18 protein-coding genes are annotated in these 19,505 nt (G+C 72.6%); 7 read left to right on the forward strand and 11 right to left on the reverse strand.

Translation table 11 applies throughout. The features are described from left to right. Together opcA and pgl are read left to right on the forward strand one after the other, a co-directional pair. On the forward strand, nucleotides 1-998 hold a 998-nt coding region (opcA, locus tag SNE206_RS27650), incomplete at its 5' end, for a glucose-6-phosphate dehydrogenase assembly protein OpcA (RefSeq protein WP_407916223.1). Then, nucleotides 995-1,762, forward strand: coding sequence for a 6-phosphogluconolactonase (pgl, locus tag SNE206_RS27655; protein ID WP_407916224.1), 768 nt, complete (start codon nucleotides 995-997; stop codon nucleotides 1,760-1,762). The genes opcA and pgl, both read left to right, overlap by 4 nt. Nucleotides 1,763-1,891: 129 nt before the next feature. Here the strand turns inward: pgl and SNE206_RS27660 are convergent, their stop codons facing one another. From SNE206_RS27660 to uvrA, 11 genes are all read right to left on the reverse strand, one after another. After that, the gene (locus SNE206_RS27660) at nucleotides 1,892-2,179 is read right to left on the reverse strand and encodes an RNA polymerase-binding protein RbpA (protein WP_257019256.1); all 288 of its coding nucleotides are present in this window, start codon (nucleotides 2,177-2,179) and stop codon (nucleotides 1,892-1,894) included. A gap of 193 nt (nucleotides 2,180-2,372) precedes the next feature. Next, nucleotides 2,373-2,609: a preprotein translocase subunit SecG gene (gene secG / locus SNE206_RS27665; RefSeq protein ID WP_407916225.1), complete on the reverse strand. Its 237-nt coding sequence runs from the start codon at nucleotides 2,607-2,609 to the stop codon at nucleotides 2,373-2,375. Between the two features lie 88 nt (nucleotides 2,610-2,697). Beyond that, nucleotides 2,698-3,483: a triose-phosphate isomerase gene (gene tpiA / locus SNE206_RS27670; RefSeq protein ID WP_407916226.1), complete on the reverse strand. Its 786-nt coding sequence runs from the start codon at nucleotides 3,481-3,483 to the stop codon at nucleotides 2,698-2,700. Nucleotides 3,484-3,487: 4 nt separating this feature from the next. Beyond that, entirely contained in the window at nucleotides 3,488-4,693 is a 1,206-nt protein-coding gene (locus SNE206_RS27675) for a phosphoglycerate kinase (RefSeq protein WP_407916227.1), read from the reverse strand. 159 nt (nucleotides 4,694-4,852) lie between these two features. Further along, on the reverse strand, nucleotides 4,853-5,857 hold the full coding sequence (gene gap, locus SNE206_RS27680; protein WP_405011202.1) for a type I glyceraldehyde-3-phosphate dehydrogenase: 1,005 nt from the start codon (nucleotides 5,855-5,857) through the stop codon (nucleotides 4,853-4,855). A 320-nt stretch (nucleotides 5,858-6,177) separates the two neighbouring features. Next, entirely contained in the window at nucleotides 6,178-7,158 is a 981-nt protein-coding gene (gene whiA / locus SNE206_RS27685) for a DNA-binding protein WhiA (protein WP_405011203.1), read from the reverse strand. Next, nucleotides 7,149-8,171 (reverse strand): uridine diphosphate-N-acetylglucosamine-binding protein YvcK, encoded by a 1,023-nt coding sequence (gene yvcK / locus SNE206_RS27690; protein ID WP_407916273.1) that lies wholly within the window; start codon nucleotides 8,169-8,171, stop codon nucleotides 7,149-7,151. Before yvcK ends, whiA begins: the two co-directional genes overlap by 10 nt. A gap of 125 nt (nucleotides 8,172-8,296) precedes the next feature. After that, nucleotides 8,297-9,175, reverse strand: coding sequence for an RNase adapter RapZ (gene rapZ, locus SNE206_RS27695; protein WP_405015376.1), 879 nt, complete (start codon nucleotides 9,173-9,175; stop codon nucleotides 8,297-8,299). Nucleotides 9,176-9,299: 124 nt separating this feature from the next. After that, nucleotides 9,300-11,336, reverse strand: coding sequence for an excinuclease ABC subunit UvrC (gene uvrC, locus SNE206_RS27700; protein WP_407916228.1), 2,037 nt, complete (start codon nucleotides 11,334-11,336; stop codon nucleotides 9,300-9,302). Nucleotides 11,337-11,402: 66 nt separating this feature from the next. Then, entirely contained in the window at nucleotides 11,403-11,906 is a 504-nt protein-coding gene (locus SNE206_RS27705; RefSeq protein WP_407916229.1) for a Rieske (2Fe-2S) protein, read from the reverse strand. A gap of 127 nt (nucleotides 11,907-12,033) precedes the next feature. Continuing rightward, nucleotides 12,034-15,015 carry an excinuclease ABC subunit UvrA gene (gene uvrA / locus SNE206_RS27710; protein ID WP_407916230.1) on the reverse strand — a complete coding sequence of 994 codons (2,982 nt, stop codon included), beginning with the start codon at nucleotides 15,013-15,015 and terminating at the stop codon, nucleotides 12,034-12,036. Nucleotides 15,016-15,358: 343 nt separating this feature from the next. Here uvrA and SNE206_RS27715 point away from each other — a divergent pair, with 343 nt between their 5' ends. The 5 genes from SNE206_RS27715 (at nucleotide 15,359) to SNE206_RS27735 (ending at nucleotide 19,481) form a co-directional block, all read left to right on the forward strand. After that, nucleotides 15,359-16,240 (forward strand): maleylpyruvate isomerase family mycothiol-dependent enzyme, encoded by an 882-nt coding sequence (locus SNE206_RS27715; protein ID WP_407916231.1) that lies wholly within the window; start codon nucleotides 15,359-15,361, stop codon nucleotides 16,238-16,240. Between the two features lie 66 nt (nucleotides 16,241-16,306). Next, complete coding sequence (locus SNE206_RS27720) at nucleotides 16,307-16,960, forward strand: MBL fold metallo-hydrolase (RefSeq protein WP_407916232.1); 654 nt, start codon at nucleotides 16,307-16,309, stop codon at nucleotides 16,958-16,960. A gap of 135 nt (nucleotides 16,961-17,095) precedes the next feature. Further along, nucleotides 17,096-17,632 (forward strand): flavoprotein, encoded by a 537-nt coding sequence (locus tag SNE206_RS27725; protein WP_407916233.1) that lies wholly within the window; start codon nucleotides 17,096-17,098, stop codon nucleotides 17,630-17,632. A gap of 252 nt (nucleotides 17,633-17,884) precedes the next feature. Then, a complete protein-coding gene (locus SNE206_RS27730; RefSeq protein WP_407916234.1) occupies nucleotides 17,885-18,334 on the forward strand; it encodes an FxLYD domain-containing protein in 450 nt (149 codons plus the stop codon). Nucleotides 18,335-18,713: 379 nt separating this feature from the next. Continuing rightward, the gene (locus SNE206_RS27735; RefSeq protein WP_407916235.1) at nucleotides 18,714-19,481 is read left to right on the forward strand and encodes a hypothetical protein; all 768 of its coding nucleotides are present in this window, start codon (nucleotides 18,714-18,716) and stop codon (nucleotides 19,479-19,481) included. Nucleotides 19,482-19,505: the final 24 nt, after the last annotated feature.

Consider the following 19,505-nt stretch of genomic DNA (forward strand, 5'->3'; position numbering starts at 1 on the left):
GCCGCGCCGCCGGCGCGGGCGCCGCCGGGATGGTCCTCACCCTCGTCATCGTCACCGACGAGGGCAGCGCCTACGACGCCCTCAAGGCCGCCAACGACGCCTCCCGCGAACACCCCTCCCGCACCCTGGCCGTCATCAAGCGGGCCGGGCGCTCGCCGCGGGCCCGCGCCCAGGCCCGCCTCGACGCGGAGATCCTGGTGGGCTCCGACGCGGGGTCCGGCGAGACCGTCGTCCTGCGCATGCACGGCGAACTCGCCTCGCACGCCCAGTCCGTCGTCCTGCCGCTGCTGCTGCCGGACGCCCCGGTGGTCGTCTGGTGGCCGGAGAACGCCCCGCAGGCACCGGCCAAGGACAAGCTGGGCGCGCTCGCGCAGCGCCGCATCACCGACGCGGTGACCGCGGAGTCCCCGGTCGACCAGCTCGCCCAGCGGGCCGCGACCTACACCCCCGGCGACACCGACCTCGCCTGGACCAGGATCACCGGCTGGCGCTCCATGCTGGCCGCCGCCCTGGACCAGCGCCCCACCAAGGTCACCCACGCCACCGTCGAGGGCGAGCCGTACAACCCCAGCGTCGAGCTGCTCGGCCTGTGGCTGCACAACCGCCTCGACGTCCCCGTGGAACGCGTCGTCACCGCGGGCCCCGGCATCACCGCCGTCCGCCTCGGCACCGAGGACGGCGACATCGTCCTCGACCGGCCCGACGGGCTCATGGGCACCCTCTCGATGCCCGGCGCGCCCGACCGGATGGTCGCGCTCAAGCGCCGCGAGGTCGCCGAGCTGATCGCCGAGGAGCTCCGCCGCCTCGACCCGGACGACATCTACGCGACCGCCGTCCGCACCCCGGTGGCGGAGCTCGGTGCGCCCGCCGCGGACGGCACGCCGCCCGCGGAGCCCGCCGACGCGTCCTCCGAGGCGGCCGCCGGGGCCGACGCCGGCGCGGCGACGGAGAAGGCACCCGCCAAGAAGGCCGCGGCCCGCAAGCGGAACGCGTCATGACGGCGGCCCCGCAGCTGGTCGTCCACCGCGACAAGGAGCTGATGGCGCAGGCCACCGCGGCCCGCCTCATCACCCGGATCGTGGACGCCCAGTCCGCCCGCGGCACCGCCTCGGTGGTGCTCACCGGCGGCCGGAACGGCAACGCCCTGCTGGCCGCGATCGCCGCCTCCCCGGCGCGCGACGCGGTCGACTGGGCCCGGCTCGACCTCTGGTGGGGCGACGAGCGGTTCGTCGCCGCGGACGACCCGGAGCGCAACGCCGTCCAGGCCGCCGAGCTGCTCGACCGCGTCCCGCTGGACCCGTCCCGGGTGCACGTGATGCCGGCCTCGGACGGCCCGGACGGCTCCGACGTCGAGGCCGCGGCCGAGCGGTACGCCGACGAGCTCGCGAAGCACGCCGAGCCGGGCTCCGGCCTCGGCGTGCCCGCGTTCGACGTGCTGCTGCTCGGCGTCGGCCCGGACACCCACGTCGCCTCGCTCTTCCCGGAGCACCCCGGGGTGCACGAGACCGAGCGGACGGTGATCGGCGTGCGCGGCGCGCCCAAGCCCCCGCCCACCCGGATCTCGCTCACCCTGCCCGCGATCCGCGCGGCCCGCGAGGTCTGGCTGCTCGCGGCCGGCGAGGACAAGGCCGGGGCGGTCGCCCTGGCCCTCAGCGGCCCGGGCGAACTGCAGGCGCCGGCCTCCGGCGCGTACGGCACGGACCGGACGCTGTGGCTGCTCGACCGCACGGCCGCGGCCGAGCTGCCGGACCTCCACGGCTGAGCGGCCCCGCCGCACGACACGGAACGGCCCGGCCCCCTCGCAGGGGACCGGGCCGTTCTCCGTGTGCGCTCGCAGGTTGCGCCGGGACGGTGCGCGGAGGGCGGCCTCCGCGCCGCCCCCGGCGGCTGCTCAGATCTCGCCGCGGAGCTTCGCCAACGCCTCTGCGAGGATCGCCTCGCCGTCGGCGTCGGTGCGGCGCTCGCGCACGTACGCGAGGTGCGTCTTGTACGGCTCGTTGCGGGCCGGGGCCGGGGGGTTGTGCTCGTCCTGGCCTGCCGGGAACCCGCAGCGCGGGCAGTCCCAGGTCTCCGGGATCGCTGCCTCGGCCGCGAAGCTGGGACGGGTCTCGTGCTTGTTCGCGCACCAGAAGGAGATCCGGTTGCGGGGGGCGGACTCGCCGCGCTCCGCCTCGCCCATCGGGCCGGCACCGACTCTGCTTCCTCGAATGGCGTTGCCACTTGCCACGGTCTGACTCCCTGCGTGCTGGTGCCGGCCGGCCGCGGCGTGCGGACGGTGGCGAAGTCGTCCTAGTGTAAGCGGGAGTTAAAGCTCTGCCACTACCGCCTCTGCCACCAGGACCCTCCCAGCATAGGCGGGAGCCGACGGAGCGTCAGCTCTGGTACTTGAGCAGCAGGCTCAGCACCACGACGGAGGCGAACCAGGCGATGCCGATGATGACCGTGATGCGGTCGAGGTTGCGCTCGGCCACCGCGGAACCGCCACCGGTCGACATCGCACCACCACCGAACATGTCGGACAGGCCGCCGCCCTTCCCCTTGTGCAGCAGCACCAGGAGGATCATCAGAAGACTGAAGATGATCAGGGCAATCGAGAACCCGAGAACCACGGCGGGACCAACTCTCTCGTATCTTCGGCGACGGGGCCGGACCGCATGGAAGCGGTCCGGCCCCAAAGCCTACGTTGCTGCAGCGGCGTTAGCCTACTGCCTGGTCCCGGAAGCGCACGATCCTGACGAACTCCTCGGCGTCCAGGGAGGCGCCGCCGATGAGCCCGCCGTCCACGTCCGGCTTCGCCATCAGGCCGGCCACGCTGGAGGACTTCACCGAACCGCCGTACAGGACACGGACCTTGTCGGCCAGCTCGGCCGAGTAGAGCTCCGCCAGGCGGCCGCGGATCGCACCGCAGACCTCCTGAGCGTCCTCCGGGGTCGCCACCTCGCCGGTGCCGATCGCCCAGACCGGCTCGTACGCGACGACGATGCTCTCGGCGTCCGAGGCCGGGACGCCGTCGAGGGCGCCGTCCAGCTGGGCGAGGGTGTGCTCGACGTGGGTGCCCGCCTTGCGGACGTCCAGCGGCTCGCCGATGCACAGGATCGGGGTGATCCCGCTGCGGTAGGCGGCCTTCACCTTGGCGTTGACGACCGGCTCGTCCTCGCCGTGGTACTGGCGGCGCTCCGAGTGGCCGATCACCGCGAAGGTGCACTTCAGCCGGGAGAGCATCGGGCCCGAGATCTCGCCGGTGTAGGCACCGGAGTCGTACTGCGAGATGTCCTGCGAGCCGTACTTGATCTTCAGCTTGTCGCCGTCGACCAGGGTCTGCACCGAGCGGAGGTCGGTGAAGGGGACGAGGACGGCGACCTCGACGGCCGCGTAGTCCTTGTCGGCCAGCGCGAACGCCAGCTTCTGGGTGTGCTGGATGGCCTCAAGGTGGTTGAGGTTCATCTTCCAGTTGCCCGCCATCAGCGGGAGACGCTCAGTCATTGCCTCAGCCTTCCAGGGCGGCGAGACCGGGGAGGGTCTTGCCCTCCAGGTACTCGAGGCTCGCGCCACCGCCGGTCGAGATGTGCCCGAACTCCGTCTCGTCGAAGCCCAGGATGCGCACGGCCGCGGCGGAGTCGCCGCCGCCGACCACGGTGAACGCGTCGGAGTCGAGCAGCGCGCCCGCGACGGCCTTGGTGCCGTCGGCGAAGGCCGGGTGCTCGAAGACGCCCATGGGGCCGTTCCAGAAGACGGTGCCCGCGTCCGCGATCCTGGACGCGAAGAGCTCGCCGGACTTCGGACCGATGTCCAGGCCCAGGGCGTCGGCGGGGATCTTGTCCGCGTCGACGACCCGGCGGTCCTCGACCGGGGCCTTGGTCTTCAGGTCGGGGAAGCCCCCGGAGACCACGGCGTCCACCGGGATCACGAACTCGACGCCGTTCGCCTTCGCGCGCTCCAGGTACTCCAGCACGGTCGGGATCTGGTCCTTCTGCAGCAGCGAGGTGCCGACCTCGTGGCCCTGGGCCGCGAGGAAGGTGAACGCCATGCCGCCGCCGATCAGGATGCGGTCGGCCTTGCCGAGCAGGTTGTCGATCACGCCGACCTTGTCGGAGACCTTCGACCCGCCGAGCACGACCACGTACGGCCGGGCCACCTCGTCGGTGAGGCGCTTGAGCACGCCCACCTCGGTGGCGATCAGGTCGCCGACGGCGTGCGGCAGGCGGGCCGGCAGGTCGTACACCGAGGCGTGCTTGCGGTGCACCGCACCGAAGCCGTCACCGACGTACACGTCCGCGAGGGCGGCCAGCTCGTCGGCGAACGCACCGCGCTCGGCGTCGTCCTTGGCGGTCTCGCCGGCGTTGAAGCGCAGGTTCTCCAGCAGCGTGACCTCGCCGTCGGCCAGGGCGGCGACGGTGGCCTTCGCGCTCTCGCCCACGGTGTCGGTGGCGAAGGCCACCGGCACACCGAGGATCTCGCCGAGGCGGACCGCCACCGGCGCGAGGGAGAACTGCGGGTCGGGCTCGCCCTTGGGGCGGCCCAGGTGCGAGGCGACGACCACCCTGGCGCCGGCCTGCACCAGCTTGGCGATGGTCGGGGCGACGGCGCGGATGCGGCCGTCGTCGGTGATCTCGCCGCCGGAGAGCGGCACGTTCAGGTCGGCGCGGACGAACACCCGCTGGCCGGCGACCTGGAGGTCTTCGATCGTCTTCACGGTCTTCGGTCTCCCGGGGAGAAGGGTGGAGCGTGTCGGCGGCACGGCGACGGGCCGCCGGGAACACGGCGCGTGAGGGTGAAGGACGCGAAGCGAGGGCCCGGACGGCCTGTGGCCTTCCGGGCCCTGCTCCTCACATCACGTCAGCTCCCGCTGAGGTCAGAGCTGGCCACCGACGAGGGAGGTCAGGTTGACGAGGCGGTTCGAGTAGCCCCACTCGTTGTCGTACCAGCCGAAGACCTTGACCTGGTTGCCCTGGGCCATGGTCATCAGGGAGTCGAAGATGGTCGAGAACGGCGAGTTCACGATGTCGGAGGAGACGATCGGGTCCTCGGTGTACTCCAGGATGCCCTTGAGGTCGCCCTCGGCAGCCTTCTGGAAGGCCGCGTTGACCTCCTCGACGGTGACCTCGCGCTCCAGGGTGACGACCAGGTCGGTGATCGAGCCGGTCGGGACCGGGACGCGCAGCGAGGTGCCGTCCAGCTTGCCCTTGAGCTCGGGCAGGACCAGGGCGGTGGCCTTGGCGGCACCGGTCGAGGTCGGGATGATGTTCAGCGACGCGGCACGGGCGCGGCGCAGGTCCTTGTGCGGGAAGTCCAGGGTGACCTGGTCGTTCGTGAACGCGTGGACCGTGGTCATCAGACCCTTGACGATGCCGAAGTTCTCGTTCAGCACCTTCGCCAGCGGCGCCACGCAGTTGGTGGTGCAGGAGGCGTTGGAGATCACCGTGTGGTTCGCGGCGTCGTACTTGTCGTCGTTGACGCCCATCACGATGGTGACGTCCTCGTCGGTGGCGGGCGCCGAGATGATGACCTTCTTGGCACCGGCCGTGACGTGCTTCTTGGCCTGGTCGGCCTTGGTGAAGATGCCGGTGGACTCGATCACGATGTCCACGCCCAGCTCGCCCCAGGGGAGGCTGGCGGGGTCGCGCTCGGCGATCACCTTGAAGGTCTTGCCGTCGACCGTGATGCTGTCGGCGGTGTGCGAGACCTCGGCCTGCAGGGTGCCCAGGATGGAGTCGTACTTGAGCAGGTGCGCCAGGGTCTTGGTGTCGGTCAGGTCGTTGACACCGACGATCTCGATGTCCGCGCCCTGGGCCCGAACCGCACGGAAGAAGTTGCGGCCGATGCGGCCGAATCCGTTGATGCCTACCCGGATCGTCACGAACCGATCTCCTCGTTAGGTACGCCGGAGCTATGCCGACGGGGTGGAAATGGGATGTCCCCGACCACCCATGACCCTACCCCTCCCCGGGTCGGGTGGGCACATCGCCTCTCCGGCGGACCCGCCGCAGGCCGGGCCGCGCACCGGCCCGCGGCCGCTCCACCCGGCGCGGAGCGGGCAGTTGGCCCCTGCGGGGGCCGCCGCCCGGCGCCGCTCCCGGCGGGCCGCGGACCACCCCCGCCCCGCACGCACGTTCGGACACGGAACGACCGGCGCCCGCTCTGCGGGACGCCGGCCGTCCGACGGGTGGGACGCGAGGCTCAGCTGAGCGCCATCTCGTCGGTCAGGTTGGCCTCCGTGCTCGGCAGGCCGAGCTCGGAGGCCCGCTTGTCGGCCATCGCCAGCAGGCGGCGGATCCGGCCGGCCACCGCGTCCTTCGTCAGCGGCGGGTCGGCGAGCGCGCCCAGCTCCTCCAGCGAGGCCTGCTTGTGCTGCATCCGGAGCTGGCCGGCGGCCGCCAGGTGCTCGGGCACCTCGTCGCCGAGGATCTCCAGGGCGCGCTGCACCCGCGCCCCGGCCGCCACGGCCGCCCGCGCGGAACGGCGCAGGTTGGCGTCGTCGAAGTTGGCGAGCCGGTTGGCCGTCGCCCTGACCTCGCGCCGCATCCGGCGCTCCTCCCAGGCCAGCACGGACTCGTGCGCACCCAGCCGCGTCAACAGTGCGCCGATCGCGTCACCGTCACGGATGACCACGCGGTCGACGCCGCGGACCTCGCGCGCCTTCGCCGGGATGCCGAGCCTGCGGGCCGCGCCCACCAGGGCGAGCGCCGCCTCCGAACCGGGGCAGGTGACCTCCAGGGAGGAGGACCGGCCGGGCTCGGTCAGCGAGCCGTGCGCCAGGAAGGCGCCGCGCCACGCCGCCTCGGCGTCGCAGGTCGCCCCGGAGACCACCGCCGGCGGCAGGCCCCGGATCGGCCGCCCACGGCCGTCCACGAGCCCGGTCTGCCGCGCCAGCAGCTCGCCGTCCTTGACCACGCGCACCACGTACCGGCTGCCGCGCCGCAGCCCGCCGGGAGCCATCACCACGAGGTCCGAGGAGTGCCCGAAGATCTCCAGCAGGTCCTTGCGCAGCCGTCGGGCCGCGATGCCCGTGTCCAGCTCGGCCTCGATCACGATCCGGCCGCTCACGATGTGCAGACCGCCCGCGAACCGCAGGATCGCCGAGACCTCCGCCTTCCGGCAGCAGGCCCGGGTGACCGGGAGCCGGGAGATTTCGTCCTTCACCGCAGGAGTCATCGCCATGGGCCGATCCTTCCATGTGTCCGGAAAATCCGGTCGTACGCCGCAGCCAGGAGCTCCGGGTCGTGTCGCGGCGAACCGTCCGCCCGGGCGACCCGGCCGAGCACCAGTGCGGCGCCCATCCGCTCCGCGGCCTTCTCCAGACCCGCGAGGTCGGCCAGGCCGAAGGCGCCGCCGGTGACCGCCCGCTCGTCGACCAGGATGGCATCGACGGCCAGGTCGGGGGCGTGGTCGGCGATCACGTCGAGGTGGCGCTGCGGGGTGAAGCCCTCGGTCTCCCCCGGCTGGGGCGCCAGGTTGAGCGTGAGGAGACGGCGCGCGCGGGTCTCGGTGAGCGCCTTCGCGAGCTCGGGCACCAGCAGGTGCGGCAGCACGCTGGTGAACCAGGAGCCGGGCCCCAGGACCACCCAGTCGGCCTCCAGGACGGCGGCGACGGCCTCCGGGACGGCGGGCGGCTGCTCGGGCAGCAGCCGGACGGACTCCACGGTGCCCGGGGTCACGGCGACGCTCGCCTGCCCCCGGACGGCGGTCACCTCGTGCGGGCGGTCCGGGTCGTGGCCGCGGACCTCCGCCTCGATGTCGAGCGGGACGGCGGACATCGGCAGCACCCGGCCCTGGACGTTCAGCAGCCGGCCGACCCAGTTGAGCGCCTCCACCGGGTCGCGGAGCTTCTCCCACAGGGCCACGATCAGCAGGTTGCCGACCGCGTGGCCGCCGAGGTCGCCGTCGCCGGTGAAGCGCTGCTGGAGCACCTCCGACCAGGTGCGGCCCCAGTCGTCGTCGCCGCAGAGGGCCGCCAGGGCCTTCCGCAGGTCGCCCGGGGGCAGCACGCCGAGCTCGGCGCGCAGCCGCCCGCTGGACCCGCCGTCGTCGGCGACGGTGACGACGGCGGTCAGCTCGTTGGTGAGCCGGCGCAGCGCCGACAGCGAGGCGGAGAGGCCCTGCCCGCCGCCGAGCGCGGTGATCCGGGGTGCGCCGGGGCGCGTCTTGTGGGCGGCCGGACTGTTCCCGGCCAGGGCTCGCTCGCCGGACCTCTGCTGCAACTGCCGTGCTGGCGAGTATCCCGTCACACCGACCCCACGTTCCTGTACTGGTGCCCCGTCGAGCTGCCGGGCGGGTCGGCCCGGTCAGCCCCGGGGTGTCACTCCCTGCCCATGTCGCGGTGGACGAGCACCGTTTCCACGCCGTCCGCGATCAGACGCTTCGTCAGCCGCTCGGACATGGCGACGCTCCGGTGCTTGCCACCGGTGCAGCCTACGGCAAGAGTCATGTACCGCTTGCCCTCGCGGCGATACCCTTCGGTCACGATCCGCAGCAGCTCGGCGTACCCGTCGAGGAACTCCTGGGCGCCCGGCTGCTTGAAGACGTAGTCCGCCACCTCACCGTCGGTGCCCGTCCGCGCACGCAGCTCCGGCACCCAGTGCGGGTTCGGCAGGAAGCGGCAGTCGACCACGAGGTCGGCATCGACCGGCAGGCCGTACTTGAAGCCGAACGACATCACCGTGGCCCGCAGCTCCGGCTCGTCGTGGTCGGCGAACTGGGCGTCGAGCTTGGCGCGCAGCTGGTGCACGTTGAGGTTCGAGGTGTCGATCACCAGGTCGGCCTCGCCGCGCAGGTCGCGCAGCAGCTCGCGCTCCTGGGCGATGCCGTCGACGATGCGGCCGTCGCCCTGCAGCGGGTGCGGGCGGCGCACCGACTCGAAGCGGCGCACCAGGGCCTCGTCCGAGGAGTCGAGGAAGACCACCCGGAGGTGCACCCCGCGCTTCTCCAGCTCCTCCAGGGAGGTCAGGAGGTCGTCGAAGAAGGAGCGGCCGCGGACGTCGACGACCGCGCCGATCCGGGGCACCGCGCCGTGGGAGCGGGCCCCGAGGTCGACCATGGTGGGGATCAGCGCGGGCGGCAGGTTGTCGACCACGAACCAGCCCAGGTCCTCCAGGCACTTCGCGGCGGTGCTCCGGCCGGCGCCGGACATCCCCGAGATGATCACCAGCTCCGGTGCCTTCTCGCCCACGTCGGACACAGTCACTTCGGTTCCCCGCTCTCGGTGGTTCGCTTCGGAAGAACGCTCCGGGCACCGGTGTGCTTCCCGGCCCCGCCCCGGTGGGCGCGGCACGGGCACCGGTGATGACGGGCGGCGTCGGCCGTCATGGCGTCTCCCGGGGTTCGCCGGGCCCGGCCGGGTCGGCGCTGTCGTCAATGATCTCGCCGGTGGCGGTGTTCACCGCGGGTGCGGCGGGTGTCCGCGAGGCCAACGCCGCGGCAACAGTCTCCGCGGTGCGGCGGCCGACCCCCGGCACCTCGCACAGCTCGTCGACGGTGGCGGCGCGCAGGCGCTTCAGCGAACCGAAGTGCTTGAGCAGGGCCTGGCGGCGAGTCTCGCCCAGCCCGGGCACCGAGTCCAGCTCCCCCGAGGTGAGTCGCCTGGACCGCTTGGCCCGCTGGTAGGTGATCGCGAAGCGGTGCGCCTCGTCGCGGACGCGCTGCAGCAGGTAGAGGCCCTCGCTGCTGCGGGGCAGCACGACGGGGTCGTCCTGGCCGGGCAGCCAGACCTCCTCCAGGCGCTTGGCGAGGCCGCAGAGGGCGACGTCGTCGATGCCGAGCTCGTCGAGTGCGCGGCGGGCCGCGGCGACCTGCGGCCGACCGCCGTCGACGACGAGCAGCTGCGGGGGGTAGGCGAAGCGGCGGGGACGCCCGGTCTCCGGGTCGACCGGGCCGGCCGCCGCACCGCCGTCCGCCTCGTCGCCGGCGGCGACCTCCTCGGGCACCGCCCACTCGCCGGTCTGCTCGCGCTCCTGCAGGTAGCGGCGGAAGCGGCGGCCGATCACCTCGTGCATCGAGCGGACGTCGTCCTGGCCGGCGAAGCCCTTGATCTGGAAGCGCCGGTACTCGCTCTTGCGGGCCAGGCCGTCCTCGAAGACGACCATGGAGGCGACGACGTCCTCGCCCTGCAGGTGCGAGACGTCGAAGCACTCGATGCGCAGCGGCACGGAGTCGAGTTCGAGGGCGTCCGCGATCTCCTGGAGGGCGCGGCTGCGGGTGGTGAGGTCGGAGGCGCGCCTGGTCTTGTGCAGCGCGAGCGCCTGCTGGGCGTTCCGCCGGACGGTCTCCATCAGGTCCTTCTTGTCGCCGCGCTGCGGCACGCGCAGGTCGACCTGGGCGCCGCGGAGGCCGGACAGCCACGTGTGGACGGGCCCGGCGGGCTCCGGCAGGGCGGGCACGAGCACCTCGCGGGGCACGGCCTCGCTGCCCGGGCCGTACAGCTGCTGCAGGGCGTGCTCGACGAGGCCCGCGGTGTCGACGTCCTCGACGCGGTCGGTGACCCAGCCGCGCTGGCCGCGGACCCGGCCGCCGCGGACGTGGAAGATCTGGACGGCGGCCTCCAGCTCGTCCTCGGCGAGGGCCAGCAGGTCGGCGTCGGTGCCGTCGGCGAGGACGACGGCGTTCTTCTCCATGGCGCGGGTGAGGGCGCCGATGTCGTCGCGCAGGCGGGCCGCCTTCTCGTACTCCATGGCGACGGCGGCCTCCTGCATCTGGAGCTCCAGGCGGCGCAGGTGGCCGCCGGTGCGGCCGGCCATGAAGTCGCAGAACTCCTCGGCGAGCGCGCGGTGCTCGTCGGCGGTGACCTTGCCGACGCAGGGCGCGGCGCACTTGCCGATGTAGCCGAGGAGGCAGGGGCGGCCGACCTGGGCCGCCCGCTTGAAGACGCCGTTGGAGCAGGTGCGCACGGGGAAGACCCGCAGCAGCAGGTCGACGGTCTCGCGGATCGCCCAGGCGTGGCCGTACGGGCCGAAGTAGCGCACGCCCTTCTTGTGCGCCCCCCGCATCACCTGCACGCGGGGGAACTCCTCGTCGAGCGTGACGGCGAGCTCGGGATAGCTCTTGTCGTCGCGGTACTTGACGTTGAAGCGCGGGTCGTACTCCTTGATCCAGGAGTACTCCAGCTGGAGCGCCTCGACCTCGGTGCCGACGACGGTCCACTCCACCGAGGCCGCGGTGGTGACCATGGTCGCGGTCCGGGGGTGGAGGCCCGCGATGTCCTGGAAGTAGGAGGACAGCCGCGGGCGGAGGCTCTTGGCCTTGCCGACGTAGATGACCCGGCCGTGCGCGTCGCGGAACCGGTAGACCCCGGGTGAGAGCGGAATCGCACCGGGCGCCGGACGGTAGGTGGACGGGTCTGCCATGCCCCTACCGTACCGACTGCCGGTGACGGTCCGTGGCCGGTTTCGCGGGCCGCCGCGGCCGACCCGTCAGACCGGGGTGACCTGGAGGTTGCCGCCCGCGACGACGACCGTGTAGGCGGGCAGCGGGGTGGGCGCCGGTCCGGCCTCCACGGCGCCGTCGGTGATCGAGAAGCGGCTGCCGTGGCAGGGGCAGTCGATCTGCTTGTCCTTGACCTCGTCGACGATGCAGCCGGCGTGGGTGCACTTGGCGCTGAACGCCTTGTACTCGCCCGCGACGGGCTGGGTGACGACGATCCGCCGCTCGCGGTAGACCTTGCCGCCGCCGACCGGGACGTCGGCGGCCGCGCCCAGGTCGACCGGGGCGGCGGGGGTGGTGGCGGCCGCGGTGCCCGCGCCGCCGCCGGCGCTGCCGCTGCCGTTGCCGGAGGAGGACGAGCAGCCGGTGACCGCGACGGCCCCGCCCGCGGCGAGCACGGCGGCGGCGCCGCAGAGCAGGGTCCGGCGGCTGGCGGCCGGACCCTGGGCGGGGCCGGAAGCGGCGGCGGGTGCGGCGGCGGCGGACTCGGTCATGACGGCTCCTGGGACGCGGGTGACGGGCGGACCGGCCGCAGTCTACGTCGCGGGGATGAGCGGGCCGCCCCGGTACCACCGGGGCGGCCGACGCCGCATCAGTTCCCGTCCGGAGGACGGGCGCCGGTCACTTCTTCGCGGCGGCCCGCTTCCTCGGGGTGGGCGTCTTGGCCGTGGCCGCCCGGGTCGCAGCGGTCTTCGTCGCGGCGGTCTTCGTCGCGGTGGCCCGGCTGCCCGCGCTGCGGGCGGCGGGCACGGCCGCGTCGGAGACGCCGCCGAGGATGTCGCGCAGGAACTTGCCGGTGTGGCTGGACGTCGTCGCCGCGATCTCCTCGGGCGTGCCCTCGGCGACCACCAGGCCGCCGCCGCTGCCGCCCTCGGGGCCCATGTCGACGACCCAGTCGGCGGTCTTGACGACATCGAGGTTGTGCTCGATGACGATCACCGTGTTGCCCTTGTCGACCAGGCCTTCCAGGACCCGGATGAGCTTGGAGATGTCCTCGAAGTGCAGGCCGGTGGTGGGCTCGTCGAGCACGTACACGGTGCGGCCGGTGGAGCGCTTCTGGAGCTCGGAGGAGAGCTTGACGCGCTGGGCCTCGCCGCCGGAGAGCGTGGTGGCGGGCTGGCCGAGGCGGACGTAGCCGAGGCCGACCTCCTTGAGGGTGCGCAGGTGACGGGCGATCGCGGGGACGGCCTCGAAGAAGTCGAGCGCCTCCTCGATCGGCATGTCGAGCACCTCGGCGATGGACTTGCCCTTGAAGTGGACCTCCAGCGTCTCCCGGTTGTAGCGCGCGCCGTGGCACACCTCGCAGGGGACGTAGACGTCCGGCAGGAAGTTCATCTCGATCTTGATGGTGCCGTCGCCGGAGCAGTTCTCGCAGCGGCCGCCCTTGACGTTGAAGGAGAACCGGCCGGGCAGGTAGCCGCGGACCTTCGCCTCCTGCGTCTCGGCGAAGAGCTTGCGGACGTGGTCGAACACGCCGGTGTAGGTCGCCGGGTTGGAGCGCGGGGTGCGGCCGATCGGCGACTGGTCGACGTGCACCACCTTGTCGACGAGGTCGGTGCCGGTGATCCGGGTGTGCCGCCCGGGCACGCTGCGGGCGCCGTTCAGCTCGCGCGCGAGGTGGGTGTAGAGGATGTCGTTGACCAGCGTCGACTTGCCCGAACCGGAGACGCCGGTGACGGCAGTGAAGGTGCCGAGCGGGAAGCCGACCGTGACGTCCTGGAGGTTGTGCTCCCGGGCGCCGTGCACGACGATCTGGCGCTTGCGGTCGCGCGGCCGGCGGACGGACGGGGTCGGGATGAACCGCTTGCCCGAGAGGTACTGGCCGGTCAGCGACTCGTCGTTGACGAGCAGTTCCTTCAACGAGCCGGAGTGCACGACCTTGCCACCGTGCTCGCCCGCGCCCGGGCCGATGTCGACGACCCAGTCGGCGGTCTTGATGGTGTCCTCGTCGTGCTCGACGACGATCAGGGTGTTGCCGATGTCGCGCAGCCGGACGAGGGTCTCGATCAGGCGGTGGTTGTCGCGCTGGTGCAGGCCGATGGAGGGCTCGTCCAGCACGTACAGCACGCCCACCAGGCCGGAGCCGATCTGGGTGGCCAGCCGGATGCGCTGGGCCTCGCCGCCCGAGAGGGTGCCGGCCGCGCGGTTGAGCGAGAGGTAGTCCAGGCCGACGTCGACGAGGAAGCGCAGCCGCTCGTTGACCTCCTTGAGCACCCGCTCGGCGATCTTCTTGTCGCGGTCGGTGAGCTTCATCGCGCCGAGGAACTCGGCGCAGTCGCTGATCGACATCGCCGCGACGTCGGCGATCGACTTGTCCTGGACGGTCACGGCGAGCACCACCGGCTTGAGCCGGGTGCCGCGGCACGCGGGGCAGTGCACCTCGCGCATGTACCCCTCGAAGCGCTCACGGCTGGAGTCGCTCTCGGCCTCCGAGTGGCGGCGCTGCACGAACGGCACGGCGCCCTCGAAGGAGGTGGTGTACGAGCGGTCGCGGCCGTACCGGTTGCGGTACTTCACCTCGACCTGGGTCTTGTGCCCGTACAGCAGCGCCTTGCGGGCCCGCACGGGCAGGCCGGCCCACGGGATGTCGGTGCGGAAGCCCAGCTCGCCGGCCAGCGCGTCGATCAGGCGCTGGAAGTACTCCTTGGTGTGACCCTGCGACCACGGGTGGATCGCACCCTCTTCGAGTGACTTCTCCTCGTCGGGGATGACGAGCTCCGCGTCGACCTCCATCCGGTTGCCGAGGCCGGAGCAGTCCGGACAGGCGCCGAACGGCGAGTTGAAGGAGAAGGAGCGCGGCTCCAGCTCCTCGAAGGAGACGTCGTCGTACGGGCAGTAGAGGTGCTCGGAGAACATCCGCTCGCGCTCGGGGTCGTCCTCCGCGAGGTCGACGAAGTCGAGCACGACCATGCCGCCCGCGAGCTTCAGGGCGGTCTCGACCGAGTCGGTGAGACGGCGCTTGGCGCTCTCCTTGACGGTGAGGCGGTCGATCACCACCTCGATGGTGTGCTTCTCCTGCTTCTTGAGCGTCGGCGGCTCGGTCAGCTGGACGGTGGCGCCGTCGACGCGGGCCCGGGCGTAGCCCTTGGACTGCAGGTCGGCGAAGAGGTCGGCGAACTCCCCCTTGCGCTCGCGGACCACCGGGCTGAGCACCTGGAAGCGGGTGCCCTCCGCGAGCTCCAGCACCCGGTCGACGATGGCCTGCGGGGACTGCCGGGCGATCGGGCGGCTGCAGTGCGGACAGTGCGGCTTGCCGATCCGGGCGAACAGCAGACGGAGGTAGTCGTAGACCTCGGTGATGGTGCCGACGGTGGAGCGGGGGTTGCGGCTCGTGGACTTCTGGTCGATCGAGACGGCCGGGGAGAGGCCCTCGATGAAGTCGACGTCGGGCTTGTCCATCTGCCCCAGGAACTGCCGGGCGTACGACGAGAGCGACTCGACGTACCGGCGCTGACCCTCCGCGAAGATCGTGTCGAAGGCCAGGGAGGACTTGCCGGACCCGGAGAGGCCGGTGAAGACGATGAGGGAGTCGCGGGGCAGGTCGAGCGAGACGTTCTTGAGGTTGTGCTCGCGAGCACCACGGACGATCAGGCGGTCGGCCACTGCTTCTGGCGCCTTTCTCCGGGGGAGGTGGCTGGTGGGGACGGGGCTGCGGGGCCACCCTGGCCCGGCGGCTGCAGCCGCAACGGCACCCCAGGGAAGCCAACGAGCGAGATGGGCGTTTTCTTCCGGCTCGGGCTCGCCAGCCTATAGCGCACGCGTTCGAATATCGAGCTTGTCCAGTGGAGACCACCCGAACGAGTGATGAGGCCTCGCCACGTTGATCATCGGGACGGGGATTCCCGCCGTTCCGCGGCGCCCGCGACGGGTAGCGTCACCGTGTCAACGACCGACGGGCCCCCGGGCAACGCCGGCCGGCACCACGGGAAGCATCCGGGAGACTGCCATGCACGACACCCACACCCCCACGAGCACCGACACCCGCACGGGCGCCGACACCGGGACCGGTGCCGGTGCCGGTGCCGGTGCCGGTGCCGGTGCCGGTGCCGGTGCCGGCACCGCCGGGCTCCGGCCCGAGGAGGCCGGCGCCACGGCCGCCGCCCGGCTGGCCGCCGTGGCCGAGGCCACCGGCCACCTCCTGCGGACCGTCGCGGCCCTCGATCCGGCCGCCGTGACGGGCCCCTCCGCCCTGCCCGGCTGGACCCGCGGCCACATCCTCGCGCACCTGGCCCGCAACGCCGACTCCCTCGTCAACCTGCTGGAGAGCGCCCGCACCGGCACCGACATCCCGCAGTACGCCAGTCTCGAAGCCCGCGACCGGGGCATCGAGGACGGTGCCCCCCGCCCGCCCGCCGAACAGCTCGCCGACCTGGACCGCACCGCCGGACGCTTCGCCGCCGCCGCCGCGACCCTCCCGGACGAGGCCTGGACGGCCACGCTCCGCCACCGCACCGGCTACCTCTTCCCGGCGTACGACCTCCCGTGGAAGCGGCTGATGGAGCTCGAGTACCACCACGTCGACCTGGACGCCGGCTACACCCCCGCGCACTGGCCGGAGGAGTTCGCCGCGGCCGAACTCGCCCGGCTCGCCGCCCACCTGGACGGCGCCGACGGCCTGCCCGCCCTGCTGCTGGTCGCCGAGGACACCGGCACCCGCACCCGGACCGGCGGCCCCGGGGCGGACGCCCTGACGGTCGAGGGCCCGGTGCGGGCGCTCACCGCCTGGCTCTCCGGCCGCTCGGACGGCGACGGCCTCCAGGTGCACCGCGCAGGCGCGCTCGTGCCGGACCCGCGCACCGCCCTGCCGTCGCTTCCCCCGCTGGGCTGAACACGCGATGATGCAGGTGACGGGCTTTCGGCCCGGACCCGGACAGGACGATCGAGGAGCAGTGCGATGACGTACCACGGAACGGTGAAGGTCGGCGGCCCGCCGGACGTCCGGGAACTCGCCCACCTGATCGTCACCAAGGTGGCGGTCGGCCCGTTCGACAACAACGCCTACCTGCTGCGCTGCCGGGCCACCGACGAGCAGCTGCTGATCGACGCGGCCGCCGATGCGCCGACCCTGCTGGAGACCGTCGGCGACCGGCTGGCCACCGTCGTGACCACCCACCGCCACCACGACCACTGGGCGGCGCTCGCCGAGGTCGTGGCCGCCACGGGAGCCCGCACCGCGGCGGGCCGGGTCGACGCCGAGGGCATCGACGTGCCCACCGAGCTGCTGCTGGGGGACGGCGAGGTGCTGCACGTCGGCCAGGTCGAGCTGACCGTCCGGACGCTGGTCGGGCACACCCCGGGCGCGATCGTGCTGGTCTACGACGACCCGCAGGGGCACCCGCACGTGTTCACCGGCGACTGCCTCTTCCCGGGGGGCGTCGGCAACACCCGGAAGGACCCGGAGGCCTTCGCGAGCCTCTTCCGGGACGTCAACGAGAAGATCTTCGACGTCCTGCCCGACGAGACCTGGGTCTACCCCGGCCACGGAGCCGACACCACTCTCGGCGCCGAGCGCCCGCACCTCGACGAGTGGCGCGAACGCGGCTGGTGAAACACCCGGCGGGGCCGCCTGCGCAGGGCGGCCCCGCCCACGTGCCGGTGCACCACGGCAGGGCCTGACCGGACTCACCCGGTGACCGGTTCCGGCGGCTTGCCCCCACCGGGGCGCGGGAGGTTGCATGGCGGCATGCCCGCACCCGTGCTCTACCTGCTCGGCTCCGCCGCCCCGCCGGTCCTCGACGCCGCGAAGGCCGTACGGCTCGGGCGGTCCCTCGGGTGGGACGTGGTCCTCGGCCTGACGCCGACCGCGGCGGACTGGCTGCGCGACGACCTCGCCGGGCTGGAGGAGCTGACGGGGCACCCGGTGAAGTCCCGCTACCGGCGGCCCGGGGATCCGGACGTGCTGCCGCCGGCGGACGCGGTCCTGTTCGCACCGGCCACCCTGAACTCGGTCAACTCGCTGGCGCTCGGCATCACCACCTCATGGGTGATCGGGTACGCGGCCGAGGCGATCGGCAAGGGCGTTCCGCTGTCGGTCATGCCCTGCACGAGCACCGCGCTGACCGCACATCCGCAGTTCGACCGGTCGGTGGAGACGCTGCGCGGCGCCGGTGTCCGGGTGCTCCTCGGCGAGGGCTTCCACGTGCCGGACGAACCCGGCCGGGGCAACCCCGCCGTCTACCCGTGGGCAGCCGCACTGCAGGCCGTCACCGGCCGCGGATGACACCGGCCGGCCTCGCAGGAGGCCCGCCCGTGACCGCGCACGAGGTGTCCACGGCCGCCGAGGCCCCCAGCAGGAATGCGGCACCGACGAGCCGCCCGGACATCCGCGCCACCTTCGAACAGCGGGCCCAATCAACAAACTGACGCATCGTCACCTTCTGATGCCGGGCCGGTCACGGAACGACAACCCCACGGCCTACCCCTCGGTACGCGGATACGTTCGGGCCCTCACCACCCGATCCCAGAGGACCCAATGCGCCCCGTCACGCTCGCCGTCACCGCCGTCTGCCTGCTCGCCGGTGTGGTCGCCTGCGAACCCGTAGCGACCGCCCCGACCCAGAAGAGCACCGCCGCCGCGGTCCCTGCCGGATCCGCTCCGGCCGCAGGCGACGCCGCCACACCCGCCACGGCCGGCGACGGTGACAAGGCCAAGGACGCCGAGATCACCAAGTGTGAGGTGGACGGCACCCTTCACTGGCCGTCTGCCGAGGTCACCATCACCAACCACAGCAGCAAGTCGTCGAACTACATCGTGCAGGTGGAGTTCCTCGATGCATCCGGCACGCGGGTCGGCGAGGGCATGGCCGCCACGAACGGCCTCGCCCCTGGCCAGAAGTCCGTCCAGAAGGCCCAGGGCGCCTCCGACATCAAGGGCAAGATGTCGTGCAAGGTCATCGACGTCACCCGGTACGCCGCCCCCTGAGGCCCCGCGTGACGATGTGCCCCGCCCTCCCGAGGGGGAGCGGGGCATCGACACGCCTGGGCGGCCTGCTGGCAGCTCCGCACTGCAGACCGGCTCGGCCGCTCCCGCCCGCCGCCTGGTCGGCAAGACCCACGGCGGGCCCGTCGAAGTCCGGGGGGATGACCGCGTCAGGGTGACTACGCGCGCCAAGTGCCACGCCTCGACCCCGGCGGAGAGCCGCCAGCGCCTCACCAGGCACATCGACCGGGTCGGCCTGGCCCTTGGGGCAAGGTCGACCCACCCTGCACCTCGGAAGACATAACACTTCCGCAACTCCACCACGTGGTGCACACGAGCCCTGCCAGCGTGTCCGAACCACCGCACCTGCAGGGAGCTACACGTGAGCCAGCAGTACTCCACCACCCCCCAGCCGCCGCAGTGGGGCACTCCGCCACCGTCAAAGCAGCCGTCGTTCATCGACTGGGTCAAGGCCCACAAGGCACTCTCCGCCATCGGTGCGGGTGTCGCCGTCGTCCTGGTCGCTGCCGCACTCGCGGGCGGCGCCGGCCAGCAGCCCGCCATCACCCCGGCCGGAGCACACAGCCCAGCATCGACCGTGCCCGCGGCAGCACCGCCCTCGGCCTCGTCCCCGGCGGCTGCCACATCGACGCCCGCCACCGTGAAGGCCAAGACCGCCGAACTGCCGAACTTCGTCGGCATGGGCCTGCAGTCCGCGCAGGACAAGGCACAGGCCGCCGACTTCTACCTGCTCACCAGTCACGACGCGCTCGGCCGCAGCCGCATGCAACTCGACGACCGAAACTGGAAGGTGTGCACCCAGAGCCCGGCCTCCGGCCAGCAGGACACCGGCGCGAAGATCGACATGGGTGCGGTGAAGCTCGACGAGCAGTGCCCCGCCACGGATCAGGGAGCTTCCACGCCGAAGGCCGGGTCGACACTGCCGGACTTCAAGGGCAAGTCCGCGGCTGCTGCCCGGGATGCCCTCGACCGGTCGACGAGCTGGTCGGTGAAGGATCTACAAGAGGGCCGGATGGTGCTGCTGGAGTCGAACTGGCAGGTGTGCACGCAGGACCCGGCTCCGGGTACGGCGCTGAACGGTCAGCCAGTGTCGCTGGGGGTCGTCAAGTTTGAGGAGAAATGCCCGTGACGACACCCTGCCGTCCGCACGGCC

Source organism: Kitasatospora sp. NE20-6 (genome assembly GCF_045862635.1).

What these genes read in the sequence shown, in the direction of transcription:
- pgl (WP_407916224.1), top strand. Translation starts at nt 995, where the DNA reads ATGACGGCGGCCCCGCAGCTGGTCGTCCACCGCGACAAGGAGCTGATG.
- whiA (WP_405011203.1), bottom strand. Translation starts at nt 7,158, where the DNA reads ATGGCGATGACTCCTGCGGTGAAGGACGAAATCTCCCGGCTCCCGGTC.
- SNE206_RS27730 (WP_407916234.1), top strand. Translation starts at nt 17,885, where the DNA reads ATGCGCCCCGTCACGCTCGCCGTCACCGCCGTCTGCCTGCTCGCCGGT.
- uvrC (WP_407916228.1), bottom strand. Translation starts at nt 11,336, where the DNA reads ATGGCAGACCCGTCCACCTACCGTCCGGCGCCCGGTGCGATTCCGCTC.
- SNE206_RS27715 (WP_407916231.1), top strand. Translation starts at nt 15,359, where the DNA reads ATGCACGACACCCACACCCCCACGAGCACCGACACCCGCACGGGCGCC.
- SNE206_RS27725 (WP_407916233.1), top strand. Translation starts at nt 17,096, where the DNA reads ATGCCCGCACCCGTGCTCTACCTGCTCGGCTCCGCCGCCCCGCCGGTC.
- SNE206_RS27720 (WP_407916232.1), top strand. Translation starts at nt 16,307, where the DNA reads ATGACGTACCACGGAACGGTGAAGGTCGGCGGCCCGCCGGACGTCCGG.
- SNE206_RS27705 (WP_407916229.1), bottom strand. Translation starts at nt 11,906, where the DNA reads ATGACCGAGTCCGCCGCCGCCGCACCCGCCGCCGCTTCCGGCCCCGCC.
- tpiA (WP_407916226.1), bottom strand. Translation starts at nt 3,483, where the DNA reads ATGACTGAGCGTCTCCCGCTGATGGCGGGCAACTGGAAGATGAACCTC.
- SNE206_RS27660 (WP_257019256.1), bottom strand. Translation starts at nt 2,179, where the DNA reads ATGGGCGAGGCGGAGCGCGGCGAGTCCGCCCCCCGCAACCGGATCTCC.